The sequence below is a fragment of the Paraburkholderia aspalathi genome (assembly GCF_900116445.1).
Lineage (GTDB): Bacteria > Pseudomonadota > Gammaproteobacteria > Burkholderiales > Burkholderiaceae > Paraburkholderia > Paraburkholderia aspalathi.
The window spans coordinates 149,564-169,266 of sequence record NZ_FPBH01000023.1; the positions used below are offsets into that span (position 1 = coordinate 149,564).

Below are 19,703 nucleotides of genomic sequence, written 5' to 3' on the forward strand. Positions count from 1 at the left end.
CAGGTTTACCAGGATCTCATTCGTGCACAGCAAAGCGGAGAACAAAGCCGCTTGCGGAGCGAGTTCTACCGCGGCAAATGACGAACCAGCACCCTGCGTCCCAGGTGGGCCTTCACGTCGACGGAGCGTAATACACGCAACGTATGAAGGTGCGTGTGGAGGCTCAACGGGACCCAGACGACAAACCACATGCATTGATTACTTCCGGCCTTGCGACGACCACCCGATCAGTAACCAACTTGCTTTTCGACTTTCCGGAACCGTCCTGTCGACCGATAGTGTTGGAACCATGGGTTAGTGCGCAGTTCACATAAACGTGGCGAGCGCTCGGCAACCGCGACCTCGAGCCAGTGAAACATCTCGTCTGCTTGTGCGAGGCGTGCGTACAATTCCGCAAACAGGAGCGGCGATGTATAGCGCTTTCGGCTCCTTGTCTGTAGATCCTGCAGATACCACTGCAGAACCTTCTGATAGCCGCCCGAGTCCCAGATCGCTCGAATGGACGCAGCCCGGGCAAACTCGTTGCACCGTGTCAATGCATCGACGGTCGCTTCGATCGCCTCTTCGTATAGCCCCTGGACTTCGAATGCAGTAGCCAGCAACTGGTAGATCAACGGCGATCTATTCCCGTGCCCGCTGTTGAGATACTCGCGGATCACCTCCTCGTATCTGCCCGACTGTATGAGCCCGAATACGCGCGAACCTTCGAATCCCAGTGGGTCCACACTTTCGGCGAGCTCGAACTGCGCTCGTCCCTCCGCTTCTCGCCCGAGCACCAGTAGAAGCCGTCCGTACAGGCGGCTGGTTTCTGCATGGCTCGGGTTGAGCCGCAATGCCTTCAGAAACTCGGCTTCCGCGCGTTGCCAATCCCAGTCGTAGAAGTAGTGCACACCGGCAAGCGCCTGGTGAGCCTCTGGAAGACTCGCATCGAGCGCGAGGGCACGAAGTGCCGATTCGCGCGCTTTGGGGTAGCCGTGCGACGGCGCGTAGAACCCATGCGTGGCGGTCGATCCGAAGATATTCGACAAGCCGACATAGCCGAGCGCGTAAGTCGGGTCGCGATCGACAGCACTTTCGAAGTAGCTCCGCGCGCGAATGAAGTCCTCGTCATTTAACGCATGATGTGCGGCGAATCCCGCATCGAAATGAACGCGCCGAGTCCAGTAGTATCGGCCACGCAGGTAGGCATCGTGCGCCATCGGATCGACCGGCAGACGCCTTGCGAGCATGTGTTGCTGCTGTTGCGCGAGCGCCGGCGAGACTTCTTGAGCAAGGGCGGTTCCGACCTCTTTCTGGATATCCAGTGCACCGCGTGTCATCGGCTCATGTGCACGGCTCCAGATCTGCACCTGATCGACACAGCGGATCAGATGCGCCAGGATGCGAACCCTTCCTCCGTCCCGTGTTAGCGAACCTTCGAGCACATAGTCGACTGACAGTTCGTGCGCGATCTCCGCGATGCTCTTATTCACCCGCCGGTAGCGGGCGGCCGTTGTCCTCGCAATAACGAGAATCCGCTCGGGATTGAGTACCCCGATGTTCGCGGAGGTCTCGTCCGCAAGCGCGTCGCAGAGACTGTCCTCGCTTGAGTCGCCGGTGTTGTTTTCGAAGGGCAAAACCAGCACGCGAACCGCTTCCGCGGGAATTTGCAAAGGCTCCTCGGAGAACGTCCTCGTGCCGTTTAGCCGATACCCCTTCCCCTTGACTGTAGTCAGATGCAATGGGTGGTCGGGATTTTCATCTAGTGCGATCCGGATTTTTCTAATTGCTGTGTTAATGCTGTTGTCCGTTTCGCGGAAAGCGTTACCGCCCCATAGCGCCCTGACGATGTCTGCGCGCGTTACGAGTTGTCCATCGCGGGACGCCATCAGGATCAGCAACTCCATCGGCAGGCGCTCAAGAGGAATCTGCTGTCCAGCCCGACGCAATTCGTAGCGCTGGATATCGAGTTCGGTGTCTCCGATCCTGACGAACTCCTGAGGATTCATTTGCGCTCCTGAAACAGCGACTCATTGCCCATCTTGACGCTTACAGCCTCCTCGCGGTGACGCTTCATTCGGAACGACGCAACGAATGCGAATGTCGCGCAAAGCACCACGACAAGCGCAGGTGAAAATGTCCAGTTTGTTGTGGATGCAAGAATGCTTGCGGCGAGCGGCGCTATTGCCATCGGTGCGGCGAGACCGACATTCATGGCGGTGGCGAGGCCGCTGAATCGCACGTCGACGGGAAACATCTCCGCAATCGCACACGCGTAGGTTCCATTTGCAAACGAAGCGACGACACCGGCCATCAGAAACAGCAGGGGCAAGCTGACCTGATGCCGGGTCACCGCAACGTAAAAGAAAGGAGCGAACAGCGCCGACAGTACCGCACCCGACATGAAGACATAACGTCGCGACAGCAGCTCCCCGAAGTAGGCCGTGACGAGGATGCAGCCCGAGATGGCGGTCACATACAGGAACTGAGCGCTCGCAATCTTCCGCGGGTCATAGTGCAGAGTCTGGAGATAGGTCGGCATGTGCGCCACGAAGAGACCACTGGACGCCCCCACCAGTGACGCCGCAGCAACGCCAGTCAGCACGGACGCGGCATGCTTGCGGAACAGAACAGCGAGCGGCTCCCGGTGCCGGGCGCTCACTCCCCGCGTATATTCGTCGGTTTCCGCCAACGTACGCCGCACAACGAAACTCAGCAGACCTAGAAGACCACCAACCAGAAAGCCGATCCGCCATCCGAATGCGCGGACCTGATCCGACGTGAAAATCATCTGCACGCCGAGATTGATACTGATGGCAAGCATGAGCGCGATATTGACAGCGAGAAACACCATGCCGCATAAGATTCCGGGTTTCGCGTGCTCTGTTTCAACGGCATAGATAACTGCGCCCGGCAATTCACCGCCCAGGCACAAACCTTGTGTGATTCGCAGCAGAACCAGGAGCATTGGCGCGGCAACGCCCAGCGATTCGTATGAAGGAAGTATTGCGATGAACAAGGTCGACACAGCAGCGACCATTGCCGACGAGGTGAACACAATGCGCCGGCCGTACTTGTAGCCTAGCCGGCCGAGGAAGATGCCGCCCACGAGCCTCGACATGGAACCGGCAGCCAGGACCGCGAACGACAGTGTTTCTGCGGGCAGGCCTATTCGTGCCGGGAAGAATTCGCGGCCAATGCTTTGTGCGAAAAATCCATAGACGGCGTAATCGAATACCTCGAGCGCGCCGCCTGTGCTCGCAACGAAAATCATCCAGCGTTGACGGGGGCTCAAGGAGCAGGTCTCAGCTCTTTCTCGACGTCTTGGCGACAAATGGTGTCGGTACGTGCTGACACGTCTCGCTTCCGCATTTCGGGCATCGCGGATGGGCGACCTCATGTTCCGCGAGATGTTCAGCGTGTTCGAACAACTCGCCACATTTTTCGCAACGATATTGGTACGTCGGCATTGCGCTTCTCCAACACGATTCCCAACTGCGTTGACCAGCTACGGCTCGCCAGCGCTTTCTGGTAGTCTGAAAATTAATTCTAGTGCAGCAAATGCGCAGTCATGCGCCTCATCGCAGCCAGTGCACAGAGCGAGGTTCGATATGCAAATCCAGCCCGGCACCCTGTGGCCGGCCATCCTGCGCCAGACTGAGCATGCGCTGCGTTGTGGTGCGCTGCGGCCGATCGAGACCTCTCAGGCGGTGATCGAAGAAGGTGGCGTACGTTTTCTTATCCGCCAGGTCTCGAGCCTCACTCGCAAGGAGGAGGCCCGACAGGCACCCAAGCTTGACGCCGGTACGTTCAATCCGTTCCTTCCTTATGACCCGGACCTTTTTGTGGCCGATATCTCGGACACTCACCTTGCCTTGCTCAACAAGTTCAACGTCATCGACCATCATCTTCTGATCGTCACCCGCAGCTTCAAATCGCAGGAAGCGCTGCTCGACCTGGCGGACTTTGCCGCGTTGGTTGCGTGCATGGCTGAGTACGATGGTCTGGGTTTCTACAACGGCGGCGTGGAGGCCGGCGCGAGTCAACTCCATAAGCATCTGCAGATCGTGCCGCTGCCGCTTGGAGAGTCAGGTCCGTCGGTCCCTATTGAGTCCGTTCTCGAGTCCGCGTGCATGGACGATGCGATTGATGGCACGGTACCCGGTCTGCCTTTCAGGCACGCGTTTGCCCATCTGGAGCTGGCGTCGGCTGACCTAAGGCACGCTGCACAGGCCGCATTCGATTGCTATCACGCGTTGCTCGGAGCGATTGGCCTGCGCGCGATCGAGGTGAATGGCGAGTTGCACACTTCGGCGCCGTACAACCTGCTTGTCGCGCCTCGATGGATACTGCTTGTGCCTAGGTCTTCGGAACGTGTCGAGGGAACATCGGTGAATGCGCTGGGGTTCGCGGGCTCGCTCTTCGTGCGAGACGCGGCACAGATGGACGTCATCAAGAGGCTCGGCCCGATGACCGTGCTGAAGCGAGTCGCGATCCCTGCAGACGAATGAGAACGGGCAGGCGCGATTTCTCTCGTCACCTAAAATATAGGCATGGTTCTGACCTCAAAGGAGGTTGCCATGACCGAGTCGATGACCAGTTTTGTAGTGGGAATCGTGGTGGTGCTATGCATCGTGATATTTACCGCGATACGTTACAGGCGGGAGCACAACGACCAACCGGTCGCCCGCTGGCTGCACGCACATCCGATCAAGGACTGGCTGCACCATAAGCACTGAATGGCGCAACGTGACGTCTACTAGATCGCAATCGACGGAATGCTCTTCATGCAGCGGAGGGCAAACATCGAGCGGCTATGGCGAATGCCCGCGATTTTATAGAGCTTCTCGCGCAGAAACCGCTCGTAGCCCGCCGTCCCGTCGACTGCGACTTTGACCAGGTAGTCGTAATCGCCTGACACCAGATACGCCTCCAGCACTTCGCTCAACGTTGCCAGTTCGGCGCCGAAGCGGGCGAGGGCGTCGTCGTCGTGACGGTCGAGCGTGACTTCGAGCAGCACCACGTCGGCGAAACCGAGCTTCTGCTGATCGAGCAACGCGACGTAGCCGCGGATGTATCCCTCCGTCTCCAACTGACGCGTGCGATTCCAGCATGCCGTGGTCGACATGCCGACCAGCTCGGCGAGTTCGGCGTTGCTCAGGCGCGCGTTCTTCTGCAATTCGCGCATGATCTTCCGATCCTGGTTGTCCAGTGGGCGATTTCTGGTGGTCATGGCATTCTCGGAAGTTTATTCGGATAAATGCCATTCTATCGGAAGATTGTCCTTCGCTCGGCCAGTTCAACGAACTGCGTCGAACATGCCGTGTGTGGGCGATGCACATGAGGCAATGGAAAAACCGGGTCCCACCAAAGGGATTGAAGCCTCAAGTGATAGCGGCGCGCAGTAAAACTAGTCAACCTCGCGCAGGGCATGGAGATTGTCCAACGCTTCGGCGAGGCACGCGGCAAATGCATGGCAAGTTCCGCTGATCGGATCGGATTCGAGAGATGCTATCCCGGTCTCGAAGCTGATCGTCGGCACAAATGGCCTCATCACGAACTGTTCCGTGTCGCAGCATTGCGCGATCAACCGGTTGACGATCGCCGCACCGACCCCACGTGCCGCCATCGCGCACGCCACGCTCACCGAATGCACCTCTGCGACCACATTGGGCGTGACCCGCGCGCTGCGGAACGCTGCGTCCACTTCGTGACGAAGCGCGCTCTGACGCCATAGCAGCACGAGCGGTACGCCGTCCAGATCGCGCGCGGTGACGGTCGCGTTCCGGGCGAGCGGATGCGAGCGTGGTATCACGCACACCGATTCACTGTTGAACCGCCATTTGACTGAAAAGCCGGACAGGCGCGTCGGTAGCCGAACGAACGCCAGATCGACCTCCCGGCTCAGCAATGCGCGTTCTGAAGCGTCGTAAGTACCCGAAAACACTTCCAATACCGCGTCGCGATGCGTTTCGTAGAAATGCTGCATCACAGCGGGCAGCAGGAACTGGGCAAAGGTATTCGGAACCATGATGCGCACGAGCTTGCGCTGCGTGCCGGCCAGTCGCAGTTGCTGGGCATGCCGTTCGAGGCACCGCGCCGCTTCGACGATCGTCTCCACTTCCTGCACCAGCGCGTCGCCCTCACGCGTTGGCGTCAGGCGGCCCTGTTCGCGCACAAACAGGCTCAGGCCGAGATCCTCCTCCAACTGGCTCAGCAGGCGACTCACCGCCGACTGCGAGCATCCCAGCCGTTGCGCGGCTGCCGTAGTCGTATGCAGCGTCGAAATCGCCACAAAAGCTTCGAGTTGCTTAAGGTTCATTTCAGGTTTTGCATAGGGTTATGTTGATTCGACATAAGGTTGCGGACAGTTTTTTGCCGTCGAATGATCGGGGCGTTGCATGAGCCCGGTGCCGTTTGCGCCACCGGACCCCCCGCATTTTCATCATTTGAGGTTTCACACGCAATGATCGCCTTCATCATCCGGCGGCTCATCCAGAGCATCGGCGTGTTGCTGCTCACGTCCGTGCTCGTCTTCTGCGGCGTGTTCGCCATCGGCGACCCGATCGCGATTCTCGTCCCGGCGGACGCGACCCCGGCCGAAATCGCCCAGGCCGTGCAATCGCTCGGACTCGACCAGCCGCTCTGGCAACAGTATCTGCATTTCATCGGACGAGCACTGCACGGCGATCTCGGGCGCTCCTTCGTGTTCAACCAGCCATCGATCCAGCTGATTCTTGAACGCCTGCCGGCAACGCTGGAACTCGCGCTCGTGGCGCTGGTGCTTGCGCTGATAGTCGGTCTGCCGCTCGGCCTGATCGCTGGGCTGAAGGCGGGATCGGTGCTCGACCGCACGGTGATGACGGGCTCGATCCTCGGCTTTAGCCTGCCGAACTTCTGGCAAGGCATCATGCTCGTGCTGATCTTTTCGGTCACGCTGGGCTGGCTGCCGTCGGCCGGCCGTGGCCAACCCGGCATGCTGTTCGGCATCCACACCAGCCTCGCGACGTGGGACGGCCTGCGGCATCTGCTGCTGCCCGCGCTCAATCTGTCGCTCTTCAAGATGTCGCTCGTCACGCGCCTCACGCGCGCTGGCGTGCGCGAAACGCTGCCGCTCGACTACGTGAAATTCGCCAGAGCCAAAGGCCTGCGCGAGCGGCGCGTGATCTTCGTGCATGTCCTGAAGAACATCCTGATTCCCATCGTCACGGTTGTCGGTATGGAATTCGGCTCGTTGATCGCATTCGCCACCGTGACGGAGACGATCTTCGCGTGGCCAGGCGTCGGCAAGCTGATCATTGACAGCATCACGAAGCTCGACCGTCCGGTGATCGTTGCCTATCTGCTGATCGTGGTCGCGATGTTCACGCTACTCAACCTCGCCGTCGACATCATCTATTCGCTGCTCGATCCGCGCGTGCGGCTGGAGGCGGCATGAGAAGCAGCGCAAGCTTTTCTGCGTGGCAGGTTGATCGCAATACGACGTTGGGCATTGTGCTGCGCAGCCTGTTTGGCAAGCCGGCCGTTGCCGCCGCGACCTGTGTATGTCTGGCGCTCGTTGTAATCGCGCTGCTTGCGCCGTGGATCGCGCCGCAGAATCCCTATGATCTCGCCGCGCTCAATATCGTCGATGGCCGCCTTCCACCCGGCGCGCGTGGTGTGAACGGTCATCTGTACCTGCTCGGCAGCGATGCGCTCGGGCGCGACATGTTCGCCGCGATGATGTACGGGCTGCGCATCAGTCTTGGTGTGGGCCTGCTGAGCGGCGTCTTCGCGATGACGCTCGGCACGACGCTCGGCCTCGTCGCCGCGTACTTCGGCCGTTACGTCGATACGCTCATCATGCGCGCCGTCGATTTGATGCTCGGCTTTCCGACGATTCTCGTCGCGCTGATGATGCTCGCGATTCTCGGCCAGGGCGTCGACAAGGTGATCCTCGCGCTGGTAGTCGTGCAGTGGGCCTATTTTGCCCGCACCGTGCGAGCAGTCGCCGCCGTTGAACGCCGTAAGGAGTATATGGAGGCCGCGCTGTGCCTCGGCTTGAGCCACCGGCGCGCGTTGTTCAGCCAGTTGCTGCCGAACTGCCTTCCGCCCGTCATCGTGATTGCCCTCGTACAGATTGCCGCCGCCATTTCAGCCGAAGCAACTTTGAGCTTTCTCGGTATCGGCCTGCCGGTCACGCAGCCCTCGCTGGGTCTGCTGATCGCGAACGGCTATCAGCAATTGATCGCGGGCTTTTACTGGATCAGTGTTTTTCCCGGCCTGTTGCTGCTCGTGCTCGTGTTCAGCATGAATATAGTCGGCGACAGTCTGCGCGAAGCATTGAACCCGCGTCTGCAGAAATAGGATTCCGCATGTCCACCCCTACCTTGTCCGTGCAGAATCTGCGCACGCATTTCTTTACCGGTGCGGGCGTCGCGAAGGCAGTCGACGACGCGAGCTTCGACGTGGCGCCTGGCGAGATCGTTGGCCTCGTCGGTGAATCCGGGTCAGGCAAATCGATTACGGGCTTCTCCGTGCTCGGCTTGATCGACACGCCGGGACGCATCGTCGGCGGGCGCGTGCTGTTCAAAGGCGAAGACCTGACGATGCTCACGCCTGAAGCGCTGCGCCGGCTGCGTGGCAACCGCATCGCGATGATCTTTCAGGATCCGATGATGACGCTGAACCCGGTACTGCGTATCGACACACAGATGATCGAGGCGGTCCAGGCTCATGCGCGCGTATCGAAGCACGCGGCGCGGCAACGGGCGCGCGACGCCCTCGCGTCGGTCGGCATTCCGTCGCCGGACGAACGCTTGCGTGCCTATCCGCACCAGTTATCTGGCGGCATGCGGCAGCGTGTGGCGATTGCGATCGCGCTGCTGCATGACCCGGAACTGATCATCGCCGACGAACCGACCACCGCGCTCGACGTCACGATCCAGGCGCAGATTCTCGCGGAAATGCAGAAGCTGTGCGCCCGCTCGAATACGTCGATGGTGTGGGTCAGTCACGATCTCGCGGTGGTGGCGGGGCTGGCGGACCGCATTTGCGTGATGTACGCCGGCCGGGTCGTTGAAACAGGCAGTGTCGACGAGATTCTCGAACGACCGCGCCACCCCTACACGATCGGGCTGATCGACTCCGTGCCCGAAAAGGCCCGACGCGGCGAACCGCTCAAACAGATTCCGGGTATCGCGCCGAGCGCACTCAAGCTGCCGGTGGGCTGCGCGTTCGCACCACGCTGCGCGTACGCCACCTCGTTGTGCCGGAGTGCCGAACCCCCCGTCACTGGTGACGGTACGCATCTGTACCGTTGCTTCCACCCACGTTCCGGAGCGCCAGCATGAACGCACCCCATGTCATGGCGCCGCTGGTCGAAGTCGATCACGTGTCGCGCCGCTTCGTTCGCCGCCTGAACTACGCCGAGCGGATCGCCGGCTGGCTCGGCGCGCGCGCAGAAGAACAGATCGTGCATGCAGTGGACGATGTCAGCCTGACCGTTCATCGCGGCGAAGTGGTCGGCCTTGTCGGCGAGTCCGGCTGTGGGAAGTCGACGCTCGGCCGGATGCTGGCCGGGATCGTGGCGCCGTCGAGCGGCTCGATCCGCACCATCGAGAAGACCGCTGAGCCATCGCCGGGCAGTGAACACGGTGCACAGCGCACGCCGCGCCACCGGCTTGCCACCCAGATGATCTTCCAGGACCCGCTGTCGTCGCTGAATCCTCGCAAACGGGTGCGCGACATCATTGGCGAGGCACCGCTCGTGCACGGAATCGTGGAGCGCAAACAACTGGATGCCTATGTCGTCGACGTGATGGAGCGCGTTGGCCTGAACCCTGATTTCCGCACACGCTTTCCACATCAGTTTTCCGGCGGCCAGCGTCAGCGCGTCGGCATTGGACGCGCGCTGGCGGTCAAGCCGGATTTCCTGATCTGCGACGAATCGATTGCGGCGCTCGACGTATCGATCCAGGCGCAGATCATCAATCTCTTCATGCAACTGCGCCGCGATCTCGGTCTCACCTATCTGTTCATCAGTCACGATCTCGGCGTGGTCGAACACATCAGCGATCGCGTCGCCATCATGTATCTGGGCCGTATTGTCGAAACCGCGCCGACCGTCGAGTTGTTTGCCAATCCGCAGCATCCTTACACGATTGCGCTCCTTGCGCAGGTGCCGCGCCTGTCGAACCGCAAACGGCAGTTCGAATCGATTCAAGGCGAAATTCCGTCGCCGCTCGCGCCCCCTGACGGCTGTCATTTCCATCCGCGCTGTCCCCACGCAACGCAACGTTGCCGCACCGAGCGCCCCCTGTTGCATCCAAGCGGCCTCGCTCATCAAGTCGCGTGTCATCTGGTGGAGGTGCAATGACGGCGGTGATTTCATCCATGCGCCGACGTGGCCTCAAACGCGGCCTCAAACGCGCCCTCAAACGCACGGCGGCACTCGCGCTCGCGTGCGGGTTGAGCTTTGCCGGCGTGACCACCAGCGCGCAGGCGCGCTCGCTGACGATGGCGCTCGCCTCCGAGCCGCAATCACTCGATCCGCTGTTCTCGCGGACGCAGAACAATATGCAGACCGCCGAAAACATGTTCGAGCGGCTGATCGAACAGGACGACAATCTGCAGGTCCGGCCAGGTCTTGCGGTGTCGTGGCGTGCAGTCGATCCGCTGACATGGGAATTCCGTTTGCGCCCGAACGTGCGCTTCTCGGACAACTCGCCGATGACCGCCGCCGACGTCGCGTATTCGTTGCGCCGCGCGCGGTCCGTGCCGAACAGCCCCGCGCCATATTCGGGCGCGGTTGCGAACATCGAGCGCATCGAGGTCGTCGACCCGCTCACGCTCCGCATTGTGACGAAGACGCCGTCACCCGCCTTCGTCGAACAGATCGGGCTCGTTTATATCGTCTCGCAGCAGGCGACGGCGGGGCACGCGAGCAACGACTACCGTCTGCCCGCCGTCGCGGTCGGCACCGGTCCGTATCGTCTTGCGCGCTGGATTCCGGGCGACCGTCTTGAGCTCGTGCGCAACGAGCATTACTGGGGCAAGCGGCCTATTTTCGACACGTGCACCATCCGCTTCGTGTCAAACGATGCCGCACGGCTGTCGGCGTTGCTCTCCGGCTCAGTTGATCTGATCGACAACGTACCGCCTGTCACGATCGGCCGCCTGCGCCGCGAACCTAACGTGACGCTGTTTTCCGGTCCGTCCGCACGGCTCATCTATCTCGCGCTCGATTCGTCGCGCGACGCTTCGCCATTTGTCGCGGCTGCCGACGGCTCGACGATCGCGCGCAATCCGCTGCGCGACGTGCGCGTGCGCGAAGCCATCTCGAAGATGATCGACCGCGATGCGATTACCCAGTATCTGCTCAACGGTGCCGGACTACCGGCTGCGCAAATCGTGCCGCCGGGCATGGGCGGTTATGACCCACAGCTTCAACCGGACCGGTACGACCCCGTCGGCGCGCGACGCCTGCTTACTGCCGCTGGGTATCCAGACGGTTTCCGGCTGACGATCCATTCGTCGAACGACCGCTTCGCCAGCGACGGCGATCTCGGTCAGGCGCTCGGCCAGATGCTGGCGCGCGGCGGCATTGCCGTGAACGACGTCGTCACGCAGCCCTACAACGTGTATGCAGGCGCGGCCGCACGGCGCAGCTACAGCGCATTCATCTTCAGTTTCGGCAATACGACGAGCGATTCCGCAATTGCGCTGACCAACGTGCTCGAAAGCTATTCACGCGAGAGCGGCACGGGCGCCTTCAACCGCACGCGCTACTCGAACCCGACGCTCGACCGGCTGTTGCGCGAAGCCGCGGCAAGCTTCGATCCGGCGCGCCGCAACGAGTTGCTTCAACAGGCGGCGCGTGCGGGATTCGGCGACTACGGCATCGTGCCGCTCTATTTCCCGGTGGACTATTGGGCGACACGCAAGGGCGTGATCTTCCATCCGAACAAATCTGAACGCACCTCGCTGCTCTTCATCGAGACTCAACCATGACTGATGCTTTTTCCCGTAGCGGAGCGCTTGCCGCCGATTCGACGTTCAACCCGCTTTGTGACGCGATGGTGCCAATGCGTGATGGCGTACGCCTCGCTACCGATGTCTACTTCCCCGCTGGTTACCGCGCCGGCATAGACGCGCCGCTGCCTGCGATTCTCGAACGCACACCGTATGGCAAATCCGATATCTCGCGCTCGGAAATCCATCACGGCGAGCCGCCTGCGAATCGCGCCGACGTGGCCCGCTATTTCGCCGCGCGCGGCTACGCGGTCGTGCTGCAGGACTGCCGCGGGCGCTACAACTCCGAGGGCACGTTCACAAAATACGTCGCCGAAGGGCCGGACGGCTTCGACACGATCGAATGGATCACGCAACAGCCGTGGTCAAACGGCAAGGTCGGCACGATGGGACTGTCGTACGCGGCCCACACGCAGCTTGCGGCAGCCTGCCTGAATCCGCCGGGGCTCGCGTGCATGGTGCTCGACTCGGGTGGCTTCGCTAACGGGTATCGCTGCGGCATCCGCCAGGGTGGCGCCTTCGAACTTAAGCAGGCAACGTGGGCGTTCAACCGCGCGAAAAACAGTGCCACGGCCGCTGAGAATCCGCTCGTCGCGGCGGCGCTGGACGCGAGCGATCTGCGCCAATGGTTTGCACGGATGCCGTGGCGGCCCGGTCATTCGCCGCTCGCGACAGTGCCGGAATACGAGAGCTATCTGTTCGAGCAATGGACGCGTGACGTATTCGACGACTACTGGAAACAGCCCGGCATCTATGCCGAGGGCTACTACGACACCATGACGCGTGTGCCCACGGTGCTGATGTCGAGCTGGTACGACGCGTACGTGCGCAGCACGCTGGATAACTTCGCCGCGCTCTCCGGCACGCCGGGTGCTCCTGCGTATCTGATCATGGGTCCGTGGCTGCATGGCGACCGCAACCTGTCATATAGCGGCGACGTTGAATTCGGACCGGACGCGGTGATCGAAGGCCAGATTGCGAAAGACTGGCTGGCGTTCCGCGCCGACTGGTTCGACCGCTGGCTGAAACCGCAAGAGGTGTCGCATGAATCCGCCGATGCCGTCGCGCGCATCTTCGTGATGGGCGGCGGTAGCGGGGCGCGTAACCAACAGGGCCGCATGGAGCACGGCGGACGCTGGGTTAGTTCATCGCAATGGCCGCTGCCCGGTACGCGCTTCACGCCGTTTTACCTGAGCGCGAACGGCTCGCTTTCAGTCTCGGACGACGCATTGCATAGGGAGCCCGCTGCAACCGCGTATGCGTTCGATCCGTCGAATCCGGTGCCGACGATCGGCGGCGCGCTGACCTCGGGCGCGCCGGTTTTCGAGGGCGGCGCGTTCGACCAGCGCGAAGACCCGTGCTTCTTCGGCACGCGGTACGCGGGCATGCCGCTCTCGGCTCGCTCCGACGTTCTCGTGTTCCAGACGGAGGCGCTCGAAGAGGACGTCGCCGTGGTCGGACCTATTGTCGTGAAGCTCTGGATTTCGTCCGACGCGCCCGATACCGATTTCACCGCGAAGCTGATCGACGTCTATCCGCCCAATGCAGATTATCCGCATGGCTACGCGATGAACCTGACTGACGGCATTTTTCGTTGCCGCTTTCACGAATCGTGGACCGAGCCGCACATGCTCGAAAAGGGACGCGTCTACGCGATCGAAATCGAACCGTTCGCCACGGCGAATCTGTTCAGACGCGGCCATCGCATCCGTCTCGATGTTTCAAGCAGCAACTTCCCGCACTTCGATGTCAATCCGAATAGCGGCGAGGCGCCCGCGCTGGCGCGCACGCCACGCGTCGCGGTGAACCATGTGCATTTCGGCGCCGGTCAGGCGTCCCATGTCGTGCTGCCGCTTGTCCCGGCGGCTTCGCTCGAAGCAATGCCGCCGAATCCCGGCGGATAACTGCAACGCTAGCTAGAAGAAGCTAGCGGCACTTCCGCATCACTCCATTGCCGGTCATTGAGGCGTCGCGTTCAGCGCGACGTCCGGGGCCCCTTTTTGCCCGAATTTTTTGCGAACGCCCCGACGCGACCCGAAACAGCACGACAGCTTTCCGTTCGTTGCACGCCGATTTTCAACAGCAAGTCCCACTCCAAGAGGAAAAAGCACCATGCGCAAACAGACACTTCCAGCGACGCTGCTCGCCATCGGCGGCATCGGCCTATCGGCTGGCGCGGCACACGCACAGTCGAGCGTCACGCTGTACGGCATCGTCGACGCTGGTTTCACCTACACCAGCAATCAGGGCGGCAAGTCGAATTATCAGGCGACGTCTGGCAACGAACAGGGCTCGCGCTGGGGTCTGCTCGGCAGCGAAGACCTCGGCGGCGGCAATCACGCAGTATTCCGCCTCGAGAACGGCTTCAATGTGATGAATGGCACGGCCAGCGCGAACGGTCGTATCTTCGGACGCCAGGCATGGGTCGGTTTGTCGAGCGATCGCTACGGCACGTTGACATTCGGCCGTCAGTACAACGCTTCGCAGGATTCGCTGGAGCCGCTGCAAGTCGCCACCGATACCGTTCAGTACGGCACGCATCCATTCGATGTCGACGATATCAACAACACGTTTCGCACTGACAACTCGATCAAATACGTGACGCCGACTTTCTACGGTCTGCAGATCAACACGATGTATGCGCTGTCGGGCAATGCGGGCAATTTCGCTACGAACCGTTCATACAGCGTTGGCGCGACCTACGCGAATGGTCCATGGCATCTGGGTGCGGCCTACGTGATGCTGGATCATCCGGCCACCGACACAACCGGCGCGATTCCATCCGATAACTACTTCACGTTTCTCAAGGGCATCAGCAAGCAGCGCATTTACGGCGCGGGCGGACTGTACGACATCGGCAATGCAAGTGTCGGGTTGATGTACACGAACACGCGTTTCGAGTTGACACCCGCGAGCCAGTACCAGACCTATCAGAACGCTGAAGCGAGCTTGCGCTACCGCATCACACCCACCGTGCATGCGGCGCTCGGCGAGACCTATACCAATGTTTCGACGAACGGGAAGGTGGACTCGTGGCACTACTGGCAGACGACCGCAGGGCTTCAATACTTCCTCTCCAAATCGACTGACGTCTACATCGATTTGCTGTATCAGCGCGCCACGAACGCAGCGGCGCAGATCGAGGGGGCATCCGGGCCGTCGAGTAGCCACACGCAATTTATTGCCGTCACGGGTATCCGTCACAAGTTCTGATCATTCTCGGAATTTTGTTCATGAGAATTCAAGTTTAGCGGAAGGATGTCCTGCGGTCGGCGGGTGGGGGCATCGCTTTAGGAAGCATATCCAGCCGGCGTCCGGGTATATTTTCAGGGTGCATTCATGCCCGGGACAACCGTCCGGGCCGCCGGCCTCGGGTCTGCGGTCTTGCGTGGCCACAAGCTGCCATCTGGTGTCTCGCTGCCTTCACAGGAAGACAGCATCGCAGGCGTATTCCGGTGTTACCCGCGCTGGAAGACGCGCTCGCCGGGCATGGTGCATTTTCTTAACCGAATGCTTGTCGGCACCAACGTCCGTACGGGTTCCTTGAACGATCTTCGCATGCTGCTGCGGCGTCGGGCAACGCTGGCGAATCAACAACTTCTCCTGCGCTTCACCTTGTCTTGGTCGGCGCTTTGGTCGCGCTTTGTACGGCGACATTGCGATACACGTCGCGACAGAATTGCATGCCGCCTTCATGCGCGCCATTGACGGCGGTCGCTATATGTACGGCGCTCACAACGGGTTCAGGCATCGGCGGATTGATGAGGGCGGCGTCGACCGCAAGTGGATCGGTAGGCGAGGCTCGCATGATGCCGATGCCCTTGATCGTGACGGCGAGACAGGGGTCCGGCACGAGCGGACCATGCGTGGCGGCGACGTTGAAATTGATGTTCAGCGTCCAGAAGCCCTCATGAATGTTCTGATGAATGATCACCGCCTTCACCACGTCCTGGTGTGACAGCGTGTATTCGTCGTGTGCCATCGGTCCCTCCTTGCTCGTACGCAGTTTGTGCGTACGTGTGCAGATATGGCATTTTGCGCGGGCTAATAGGCCTAGTTTTACGCACAGTTTTTGTACAGCGCAAGTGAAAAGGCAGATGCGCCGACGCGTGACTTTGCGCTGACGGAAGGAGGGGATACCGAGGGTTCGAGGATCTTGGGGCGCGCGGCCGCCGGGGTAGGCAGGGCCGCGCGGAATGACCTTCAGGTGAACAGCGTCTGCTGCATGGGGTTAGTGGAAAATGAGGTACAGGATAACCAGTACGATCAACGGGACGCCAAGAAGCCAGCCAAGAAGGTAAGGCATGATGTGATCTCCTTTCGTATCAACGTTTGAATACGATGGTGACTCAGCATCCGGCGTGCCCGACCTGCTATTCGGATGCCGTCGTCGTCCGGCCGGATGCCCAGCACTCCAAACTGTTCGATTCAAAAGATGAATGCGCTAACGTCTGAGCGTTATCGGTAAAGCTAGCGTGACAACGCGAACGTGTATCAACAATCGACATAAGAATGCCGCCGGATATCCATGCAGTTTGCTGCATCGATATCCGGCGGCTGGACTGGTTTGAGCTGGTGATCTGATTACCTCAATTCGGCTATATCACGCCGGCGACGAGCAGCACGATCACGACGATCAACACGATGCCAATGCCACCGGTCGGCGCGTAACCCCATGAACGGCTATGCGGCCACGTCGGAAACGCACCGATGAGGATAAGGATCAGCACAATCAGAAGAATAGTTCCCAACATATTAATAACCTCCGCTTAGGTTCACAGGACCCGCCTGTCAGGACAGCCATGGAGCACGCGGTTTAGGCGAGCTTGCGAAAAGGCCGTATCGATGTCTTGGGGTCCAGCAAGCCATGTGCCCAAAGCAGAAGTTCTGCCGCGAATTGTTTGAAACGATCGTTGCTTACTCGCGTCCGTATTGACGCGTGCTGATCTGATGAATCAATCGTCGAAGCGATTCGGTTCATATCTATAGCGCTGCTTGCGCTGCACAAAAACTTCTCTCCACTCTCCTTTCTTCAGATATTTACCGCGCCTCGTGATGTCCCACGGACGTCCCCCGATCGATCGAGACCGTTACGGGCGGTGTTACGTAACGGGCGCGTTACCGCACACGATTTCGCGTCTTTTTTCGAGGGCTTCCTGAGAGACCGCGTCGGATAAAAACTTATATCTAACAAGGGTTTGCCCGACACGTGCCGACCAATTGTGAAAGAAATCTAACGATTGGCATGCTTGCTGCTTTATAGGTTGCGCGGTGCACAAGATAGACAAGACAAGCAGTACATGTTGGTGAAGTTCGAATCAACGACTGGCCTGGTCGGGGGTATCAGGTCAGTCTCCTCAACGCACAAGCGGTGTGATCTTTTGTTCGGATTCGTCGTGGCGGCGTTTCGCCTGAGTGCCCAGGTTGTGCGGGTGCGAGCGGTTTGTAGTCAATCCCCCATCGTTGTTCCAGGAACGTCCAGTCGTTTTGCTTCGCGCTGGATGGATGAAATCCAGGTTGTGTTGTATTGCGCGCTTCTTCGCGTGCCGGGGCGGTGTTGTTGTCGCGAAGAGCGTGGTGGTGGAAGTACGAGAGACATGAGCTGTTGAAGCGAACACAAGTTGAGCAGCTCGACAAGAACGTTTGGCGCGAGAGACCAGCGCGGGGGATAAGAATGGATACGGCGAATTTTGCGCAGCAAAGAAGAACAATACCAGGGTTGCAAAGCCTGATCGCACGTTTGCTCGATGTGATGCTCGTCGTTCTCGGGGCGGTGGTCGCTTCGCAAGTGCGATTTGAAGATCTCACGCAAAGCCGTATCGATACCGCCTTCGTTGCGTTTGCAGCCGCTTTTACGCTGGTTCTATTCCCTGCATTCGGTGTGTACGGCTCATGGCGTGGGCGGGCAATGCTGCGCATGGCCGGTCAGGTGTCGCTGGCGTGGTTCGTGGTTCAAGGCTGCGGTCTCGCGCTGATGTTCTCACTGCATCGCACGGATTTCATCTCGCGTCTCTGGTTTGCCTATTGGATGGCAATAACGGGCGGCGCGCTGATTGCGTCGCGTCTGGCTGTGCACGCCGTGCTCGCACGAGTGCGCCACGCAGGAATGAATCTCCGCCGGGTTGCGGTGGTGGGATGTGGGTCGCATTGCCACCAGGTCGTGCGCAATATCGAAGGTTCAACGACCAGTGGATTTCGTGCAGTGGCGGCCTTTGATGTGCGGCCTGTGACGGGAACGATAGGTTCAGGCGTGCCGGTGTACGACGACATCGTCAAGTTCGCCGCCTACGTGAGATCTCACGATGTGCAGGAGTTGTGGCTCGCGTTGCCGCTCTCTGAAGAACGCACGCTGTCGCGCTTTGTGGCTGAGTTTCGCGACGACCTCGTGAACGTGCGCTTTGTACCTGATATGCGCAGCGTTGCGCTGTTCGATAGCGGCATGATCGATTTGATCGGTATGCCTGCGATCAACCTGGTTGCATCGCCGGTGCCGGCTCGCGCTTTGGTGAAGAAAGAGGTTTTCGATCGTGCGTTCGCCGCTTGCGCGCTGGCTGCGCTTGCCCCTCTTCTGATTGCGATTGCGTTCGCCGTCAAGCTGTCTTCGCGTGGACCGGTGTTCTTCACGCAGAAACGCAAGGGTGCGGATGGACGCATCTTCAAGATCTACAAGTTTCGTTCGATGCGTCCTCACGCTGTGGAAACAGGTGTGGTGAAACAGGCCACGCGAGGGGATCCGCGTATTACGCGAGTGGGTGCGTTTCTCAGGCGTACTAGCCTGGATGAGTTGCCGCAGTTCTTCAATGTACTGCGTGGCGATATGTCGGTAGTGGGGCCGCGGCCTCACGCGATTGAACATGACGAGCTTTATCAGAAAGTGGTGAACGGCTACATCCATCGGTACCGGATAAAGCCGGGGATCACAGGTTGGGCGCAGATCAACGGATTCAGAGGAGAGACAGACCAGATCGAGAAGATGCAAGGACGCGTCGAACACGATCTGTATTACCTGCGCAATTGGTCGTTCGGGCTCGACATGAGGATTGTCGCGGCGACGATAGCGAAGGGTCTGGTTCATAGCAACGCGTACTGACACCTGCACACAATAAAAAATACATGGCCATGAAATTACGCGGACAACAACCCCGATCGGCGCCGAACGCGCTGACGCTTGCTGCAGCCTTAGCGTTTTCCGCTTCGGCGCACGCTGCCGACCCAGCGCTCAATGCGCTCGGTGAGGCGGGTGGTTTGGTGATTCCGTATGCGTTTGCACTGCCCGAGGGGACGGTGGAGGCCCAGTACAACAACTACATCGATCCGCGCTACGGCAAGAAAGCGACGGACGCGCAAATGTATTGGGGCGCGGTGGGATTGCTGCCTTATGTGGAGTTGTCGGGTGGACTCGCCAATTATCCGGCTGATGTCCACGCGCCATTCAGCAACGCCGACCACTTCCTGTTTCGTCACCTGATGGGCGACGTCAAGCTCGAAGTACCGAAGTTCTTCAAGTATCAACCGAGCATCGCATTCGGCATTAGCGACATTGGCGGCCAGACGCACTTCTTCCGTTCGAAATACGGCGTGGTGTCGCAAGCATTTGGACCGGTGACGTTGACCGCCGGTTACGGCCAGGGCGATCGCCTCGATGGTTTGTTCGGTGGCGCGCAGGTCTCGCTGTGGAACACGGGTTTGTCGCTGCTTGCAGAAGACGATTC

The 19,703-nt window shown here is 60.1% G+C and carries 18 protein-coding genes; 11 read left to right on the forward strand and 7 right to left on the reverse strand.

Annotation, left to right across the window (positions count from 1 at the left end):
• Window positions 1-227 precede the first annotated feature (227 nt).
• From BM438_RS29885 to BM438_RS29895, 3 genes are read right to left on the reverse strand one after another with little or no spacing between them, the layout of a single operon-like run.
• Window positions 228-1,988, reverse strand: coding sequence for a winged helix-turn-helix domain-containing protein (locus BM438_RS29885; protein WP_093642029.1), 1,761 nt, complete (start codon window positions 1,986-1,988; stop codon window positions 228-230).
• On the reverse strand, window positions 1,985-3,274 hold the full coding sequence (locus BM438_RS29890) for an MFS transporter (RefSeq protein ID WP_167378476.1): 1,290 nt from the start codon (window positions 3,272-3,274) through the stop codon (window positions 1,985-1,987). The genes BM438_RS29885 and BM438_RS29890 overlap by 4 nt, the downstream gene beginning before the upstream one ends.
• A 10-nt stretch (window positions 3,275-3,284) precedes the next feature.
• Window positions 3,285-3,449: an FmdB family zinc ribbon protein gene (locus tag BM438_RS29895; protein ID WP_093642035.1), complete on the reverse strand. Its 165-nt coding sequence runs from the start codon at window positions 3,447-3,449 to the stop codon at window positions 3,285-3,287.
• Between the two features lie 141 nt (window positions 3,450-3,590).
• Here BM438_RS29895 and BM438_RS29900 point away from each other — a divergent pair, with 141 nt between their 5' ends.
• Window positions 3,591-4,490: an ATP adenylyltransferase family protein gene (locus BM438_RS29900; protein WP_093642038.1), complete on the forward strand. Its 900-nt coding sequence runs from the start codon at window positions 3,591-3,593 to the stop codon at window positions 4,488-4,490.
• Between the two features lie 69 nt (window positions 4,491-4,559).
• Window positions 4,560-4,718 carry a hypothetical protein gene (locus tag BM438_RS45655; protein ID WP_167378482.1) on the forward strand — a complete coding sequence of 53 codons (159 nt, stop codon included), beginning with the start codon at window positions 4,560-4,562 and terminating at the stop codon, window positions 4,716-4,718.
• A 20-nt stretch (window positions 4,719-4,738) separates the two neighbouring features.
• Here BM438_RS45655 and BM438_RS29905 read toward each other — a convergent pair whose 3' ends face one another.
• Together BM438_RS29905 and BM438_RS29910 are read right to left on the reverse strand one after the other, a co-directional pair.
• Window positions 4,739-5,212 carry an Lrp/AsnC family transcriptional regulator gene (locus BM438_RS29905; RefSeq protein WP_054035587.1) on the reverse strand — a complete coding sequence of 158 codons (474 nt, stop codon included), beginning with the start codon at window positions 5,210-5,212 and terminating at the stop codon, window positions 4,739-4,741.
• A 177-nt stretch (window positions 5,213-5,389) separates the two neighbouring features.
• Window positions 5,390-6,301 (reverse strand): LysR family transcriptional regulator, encoded by a 912-nt coding sequence (locus BM438_RS29910; protein WP_093642041.1) that lies wholly within the window; start codon window positions 6,299-6,301, stop codon window positions 5,390-5,392.
• Between the two features lie 144 nt (window positions 6,302-6,445).
• Between BM438_RS29910 and BM438_RS29915 the strand changes: the two genes are divergently transcribed.
• The 7 genes from BM438_RS29915 to BM438_RS29945 all read left to right on the forward strand — a co-directional run bounded on the left by BM438_RS29915 (window position 6,446) and on the right by BM438_RS29945 (window position 15,204).
• Window positions 6,446-7,417, forward strand: a complete 972-nt coding sequence (locus BM438_RS29915) for an ABC transporter permease (protein WP_093642044.1) — start codon at window positions 6,446-6,448, stop codon at window positions 7,415-7,417.
• Window positions 7,414-8,325 carry an ABC transporter permease gene (locus BM438_RS29920; protein ID WP_093642047.1) on the forward strand — a complete coding sequence of 304 codons (912 nt, stop codon included), beginning with the start codon at window positions 7,414-7,416 and terminating at the stop codon, window positions 8,323-8,325. Before BM438_RS29915 ends, BM438_RS29920 begins: the two co-directional genes overlap by 4 nt.
• 8 nt (window positions 8,326-8,333) lie before the next feature.
• Window positions 8,334-9,311, forward strand: a complete 978-nt coding sequence (locus BM438_RS29925) for an ABC transporter ATP-binding protein (RefSeq protein ID WP_093642050.1) — start codon at window positions 8,334-8,336, stop codon at window positions 9,309-9,311.
• Window positions 9,308-10,336, forward strand: a complete 1,029-nt coding sequence (locus BM438_RS29930) for an ABC transporter ATP-binding protein (protein WP_093642053.1) — start codon at window positions 9,308-9,310, stop codon at window positions 10,334-10,336. The genes BM438_RS29925 and BM438_RS29930 overlap by 4 nt, the downstream gene beginning before the upstream one ends.
• The gene (locus BM438_RS29935; RefSeq protein ID WP_093642056.1) at window positions 10,333-11,970 is read left to right on the forward strand and encodes an ABC transporter substrate-binding protein; all 1,638 of its coding nucleotides are present in this window, start codon (window positions 10,333-10,335) and stop codon (window positions 11,968-11,970) included. Before BM438_RS29930 ends, BM438_RS29935 begins: the two co-directional genes overlap by 4 nt.
• Entirely contained in the window at window positions 11,967-13,895 is a 1,929-nt protein-coding gene (locus BM438_RS29940) for a CocE/NonD family hydrolase (RefSeq protein WP_093642059.1), read from the forward strand. Before BM438_RS29935 ends, BM438_RS29940 begins: the two co-directional genes overlap by 4 nt.
• 208 nt (window positions 13,896-14,103) lie before the next feature.
• Window positions 14,104-15,204, forward strand: coding sequence for a porin (locus BM438_RS29945; protein ID WP_093642062.1), 1,101 nt, complete (start codon window positions 14,104-14,106; stop codon window positions 15,202-15,204).
• A gap of 397 nt (window positions 15,205-15,601) precedes the next feature.
• Here BM438_RS29945 and BM438_RS29950 read toward each other — a convergent pair whose 3' ends face one another.
• Window positions 15,602-15,973 carry a hypothetical protein gene (locus BM438_RS29950; RefSeq protein WP_093642065.1) on the reverse strand — a complete coding sequence of 124 codons (372 nt, stop codon included), beginning with the start codon at window positions 15,971-15,973 and terminating at the stop codon, window positions 15,602-15,604.
• A 616-nt stretch (window positions 15,974-16,589) separates the two neighbouring features.
• Window positions 16,590-16,745: a DUF3309 family protein gene (locus BM438_RS29960; protein WP_093642071.1), complete on the reverse strand. Its 156-nt coding sequence runs from the start codon at window positions 16,743-16,745 to the stop codon at window positions 16,590-16,592.
• A gap of 920 nt (window positions 16,746-17,665) precedes the next feature.
• Here BM438_RS29960 and BM438_RS29965 point away from each other — a divergent pair.
• Both BM438_RS29965 and BM438_RS29970 read left to right on the forward strand, forming a co-directional pair.
• On the forward strand, window positions 17,666-19,081 hold the full coding sequence (locus BM438_RS29965; RefSeq protein WP_208620722.1) for an undecaprenyl-phosphate glucose phosphotransferase: 1,416 nt from the start codon (window positions 17,666-17,668) through the stop codon (window positions 19,079-19,081).
• A gap of 23 nt (window positions 19,082-19,104) precedes the next feature.
• Window positions 19,105-19,703: YjbH domain-containing protein (locus BM438_RS29970; RefSeq protein ID WP_143131776.1), on the forward strand; the 599-nt coding region annotated here is incomplete at its 3' end.

What these genes read in the sequence shown, in the direction of transcription:
- BM438_RS29885 (WP_093642029.1), bottom strand. Translation starts at nt 1,988, where the DNA reads ATGAATCCTCAGGAGTTCGTCAGGATCGGAGACACCGAACTCGATATC.
- BM438_RS29895 (WP_093642035.1), bottom strand. Translation starts at nt 3,449, where the DNA reads ATGCCGACGTACCAATATCGTTGCGAAAAATGTGGCGAGTTGTTCGAA.
- BM438_RS29900 (WP_093642038.1), top strand. Translation starts at nt 3,591, where the DNA reads ATGCAAATCCAGCCCGGCACCCTGTGGCCGGCCATCCTGCGCCAGACT.
- BM438_RS45655 (WP_167378482.1), top strand. Translation starts at nt 4,560, where the DNA reads ATGACCGAGTCGATGACCAGTTTTGTAGTGGGAATCGTGGTGGTGCTA.
- BM438_RS29905 (WP_054035587.1), bottom strand. Translation starts at nt 5,212, where the DNA reads ATGACCACCAGAAATCGCCCACTGGACAACCAGGATCGGAAGATCATG.
- BM438_RS29910 (WP_093642041.1), bottom strand. Translation starts at nt 6,301, where the DNA reads ATGAACCTTAAGCAACTCGAAGCTTTTGTGGCGATTTCGACGCTGCAT.
- BM438_RS29915 (WP_093642044.1), top strand. Translation starts at nt 6,446, where the DNA reads ATGATCGCCTTCATCATCCGGCGGCTCATCCAGAGCATCGGCGTGTTG.
- BM438_RS29920 (WP_093642047.1), top strand. Translation starts at nt 7,414, where the DNA reads ATGAGAAGCAGCGCAAGCTTTTCTGCGTGGCAGGTTGATCGCAATACG.
- BM438_RS29925 (WP_093642050.1), top strand. Translation starts at nt 8,334, where the DNA reads ATGTCCACCCCTACCTTGTCCGTGCAGAATCTGCGCACGCATTTCTTT.
- BM438_RS29930 (WP_093642053.1), top strand. Translation starts at nt 9,308, where the DNA reads ATGAACGCACCCCATGTCATGGCGCCGCTGGTCGAAGTCGATCACGTG.
- BM438_RS29935 (WP_093642056.1), top strand. Translation starts at nt 10,333, where the DNA reads ATGACGGCGGTGATTTCATCCATGCGCCGACGTGGCCTCAAACGCGGC.
- BM438_RS29940 (WP_093642059.1), top strand. Translation starts at nt 11,967, where the DNA reads ATGACTGATGCTTTTTCCCGTAGCGGAGCGCTTGCCGCCGATTCGACG.
- BM438_RS29945 (WP_093642062.1), top strand. Translation starts at nt 14,104, where the DNA reads ATGCGCAAACAGACACTTCCAGCGACGCTGCTCGCCATCGGCGGCATC.
- BM438_RS29950 (WP_093642065.1), bottom strand. Translation starts at nt 15,973, where the DNA reads ATGGCACACGACGAATACACGCTGTCACACCAGGACGTGGTGAAGGCG.
- BM438_RS29960 (WP_093642071.1), bottom strand. Translation starts at nt 16,745, where the DNA reads ATGTTGGGAACTATTCTTCTGATTGTGCTGATCCTTATCCTCATCGGT.
- BM438_RS29965 (WP_208620722.1), top strand. Translation starts at nt 17,666, where the DNA reads ATGGATACGGCGAATTTTGCGCAGCAAAGAAGAACAATACCAGGGTTG.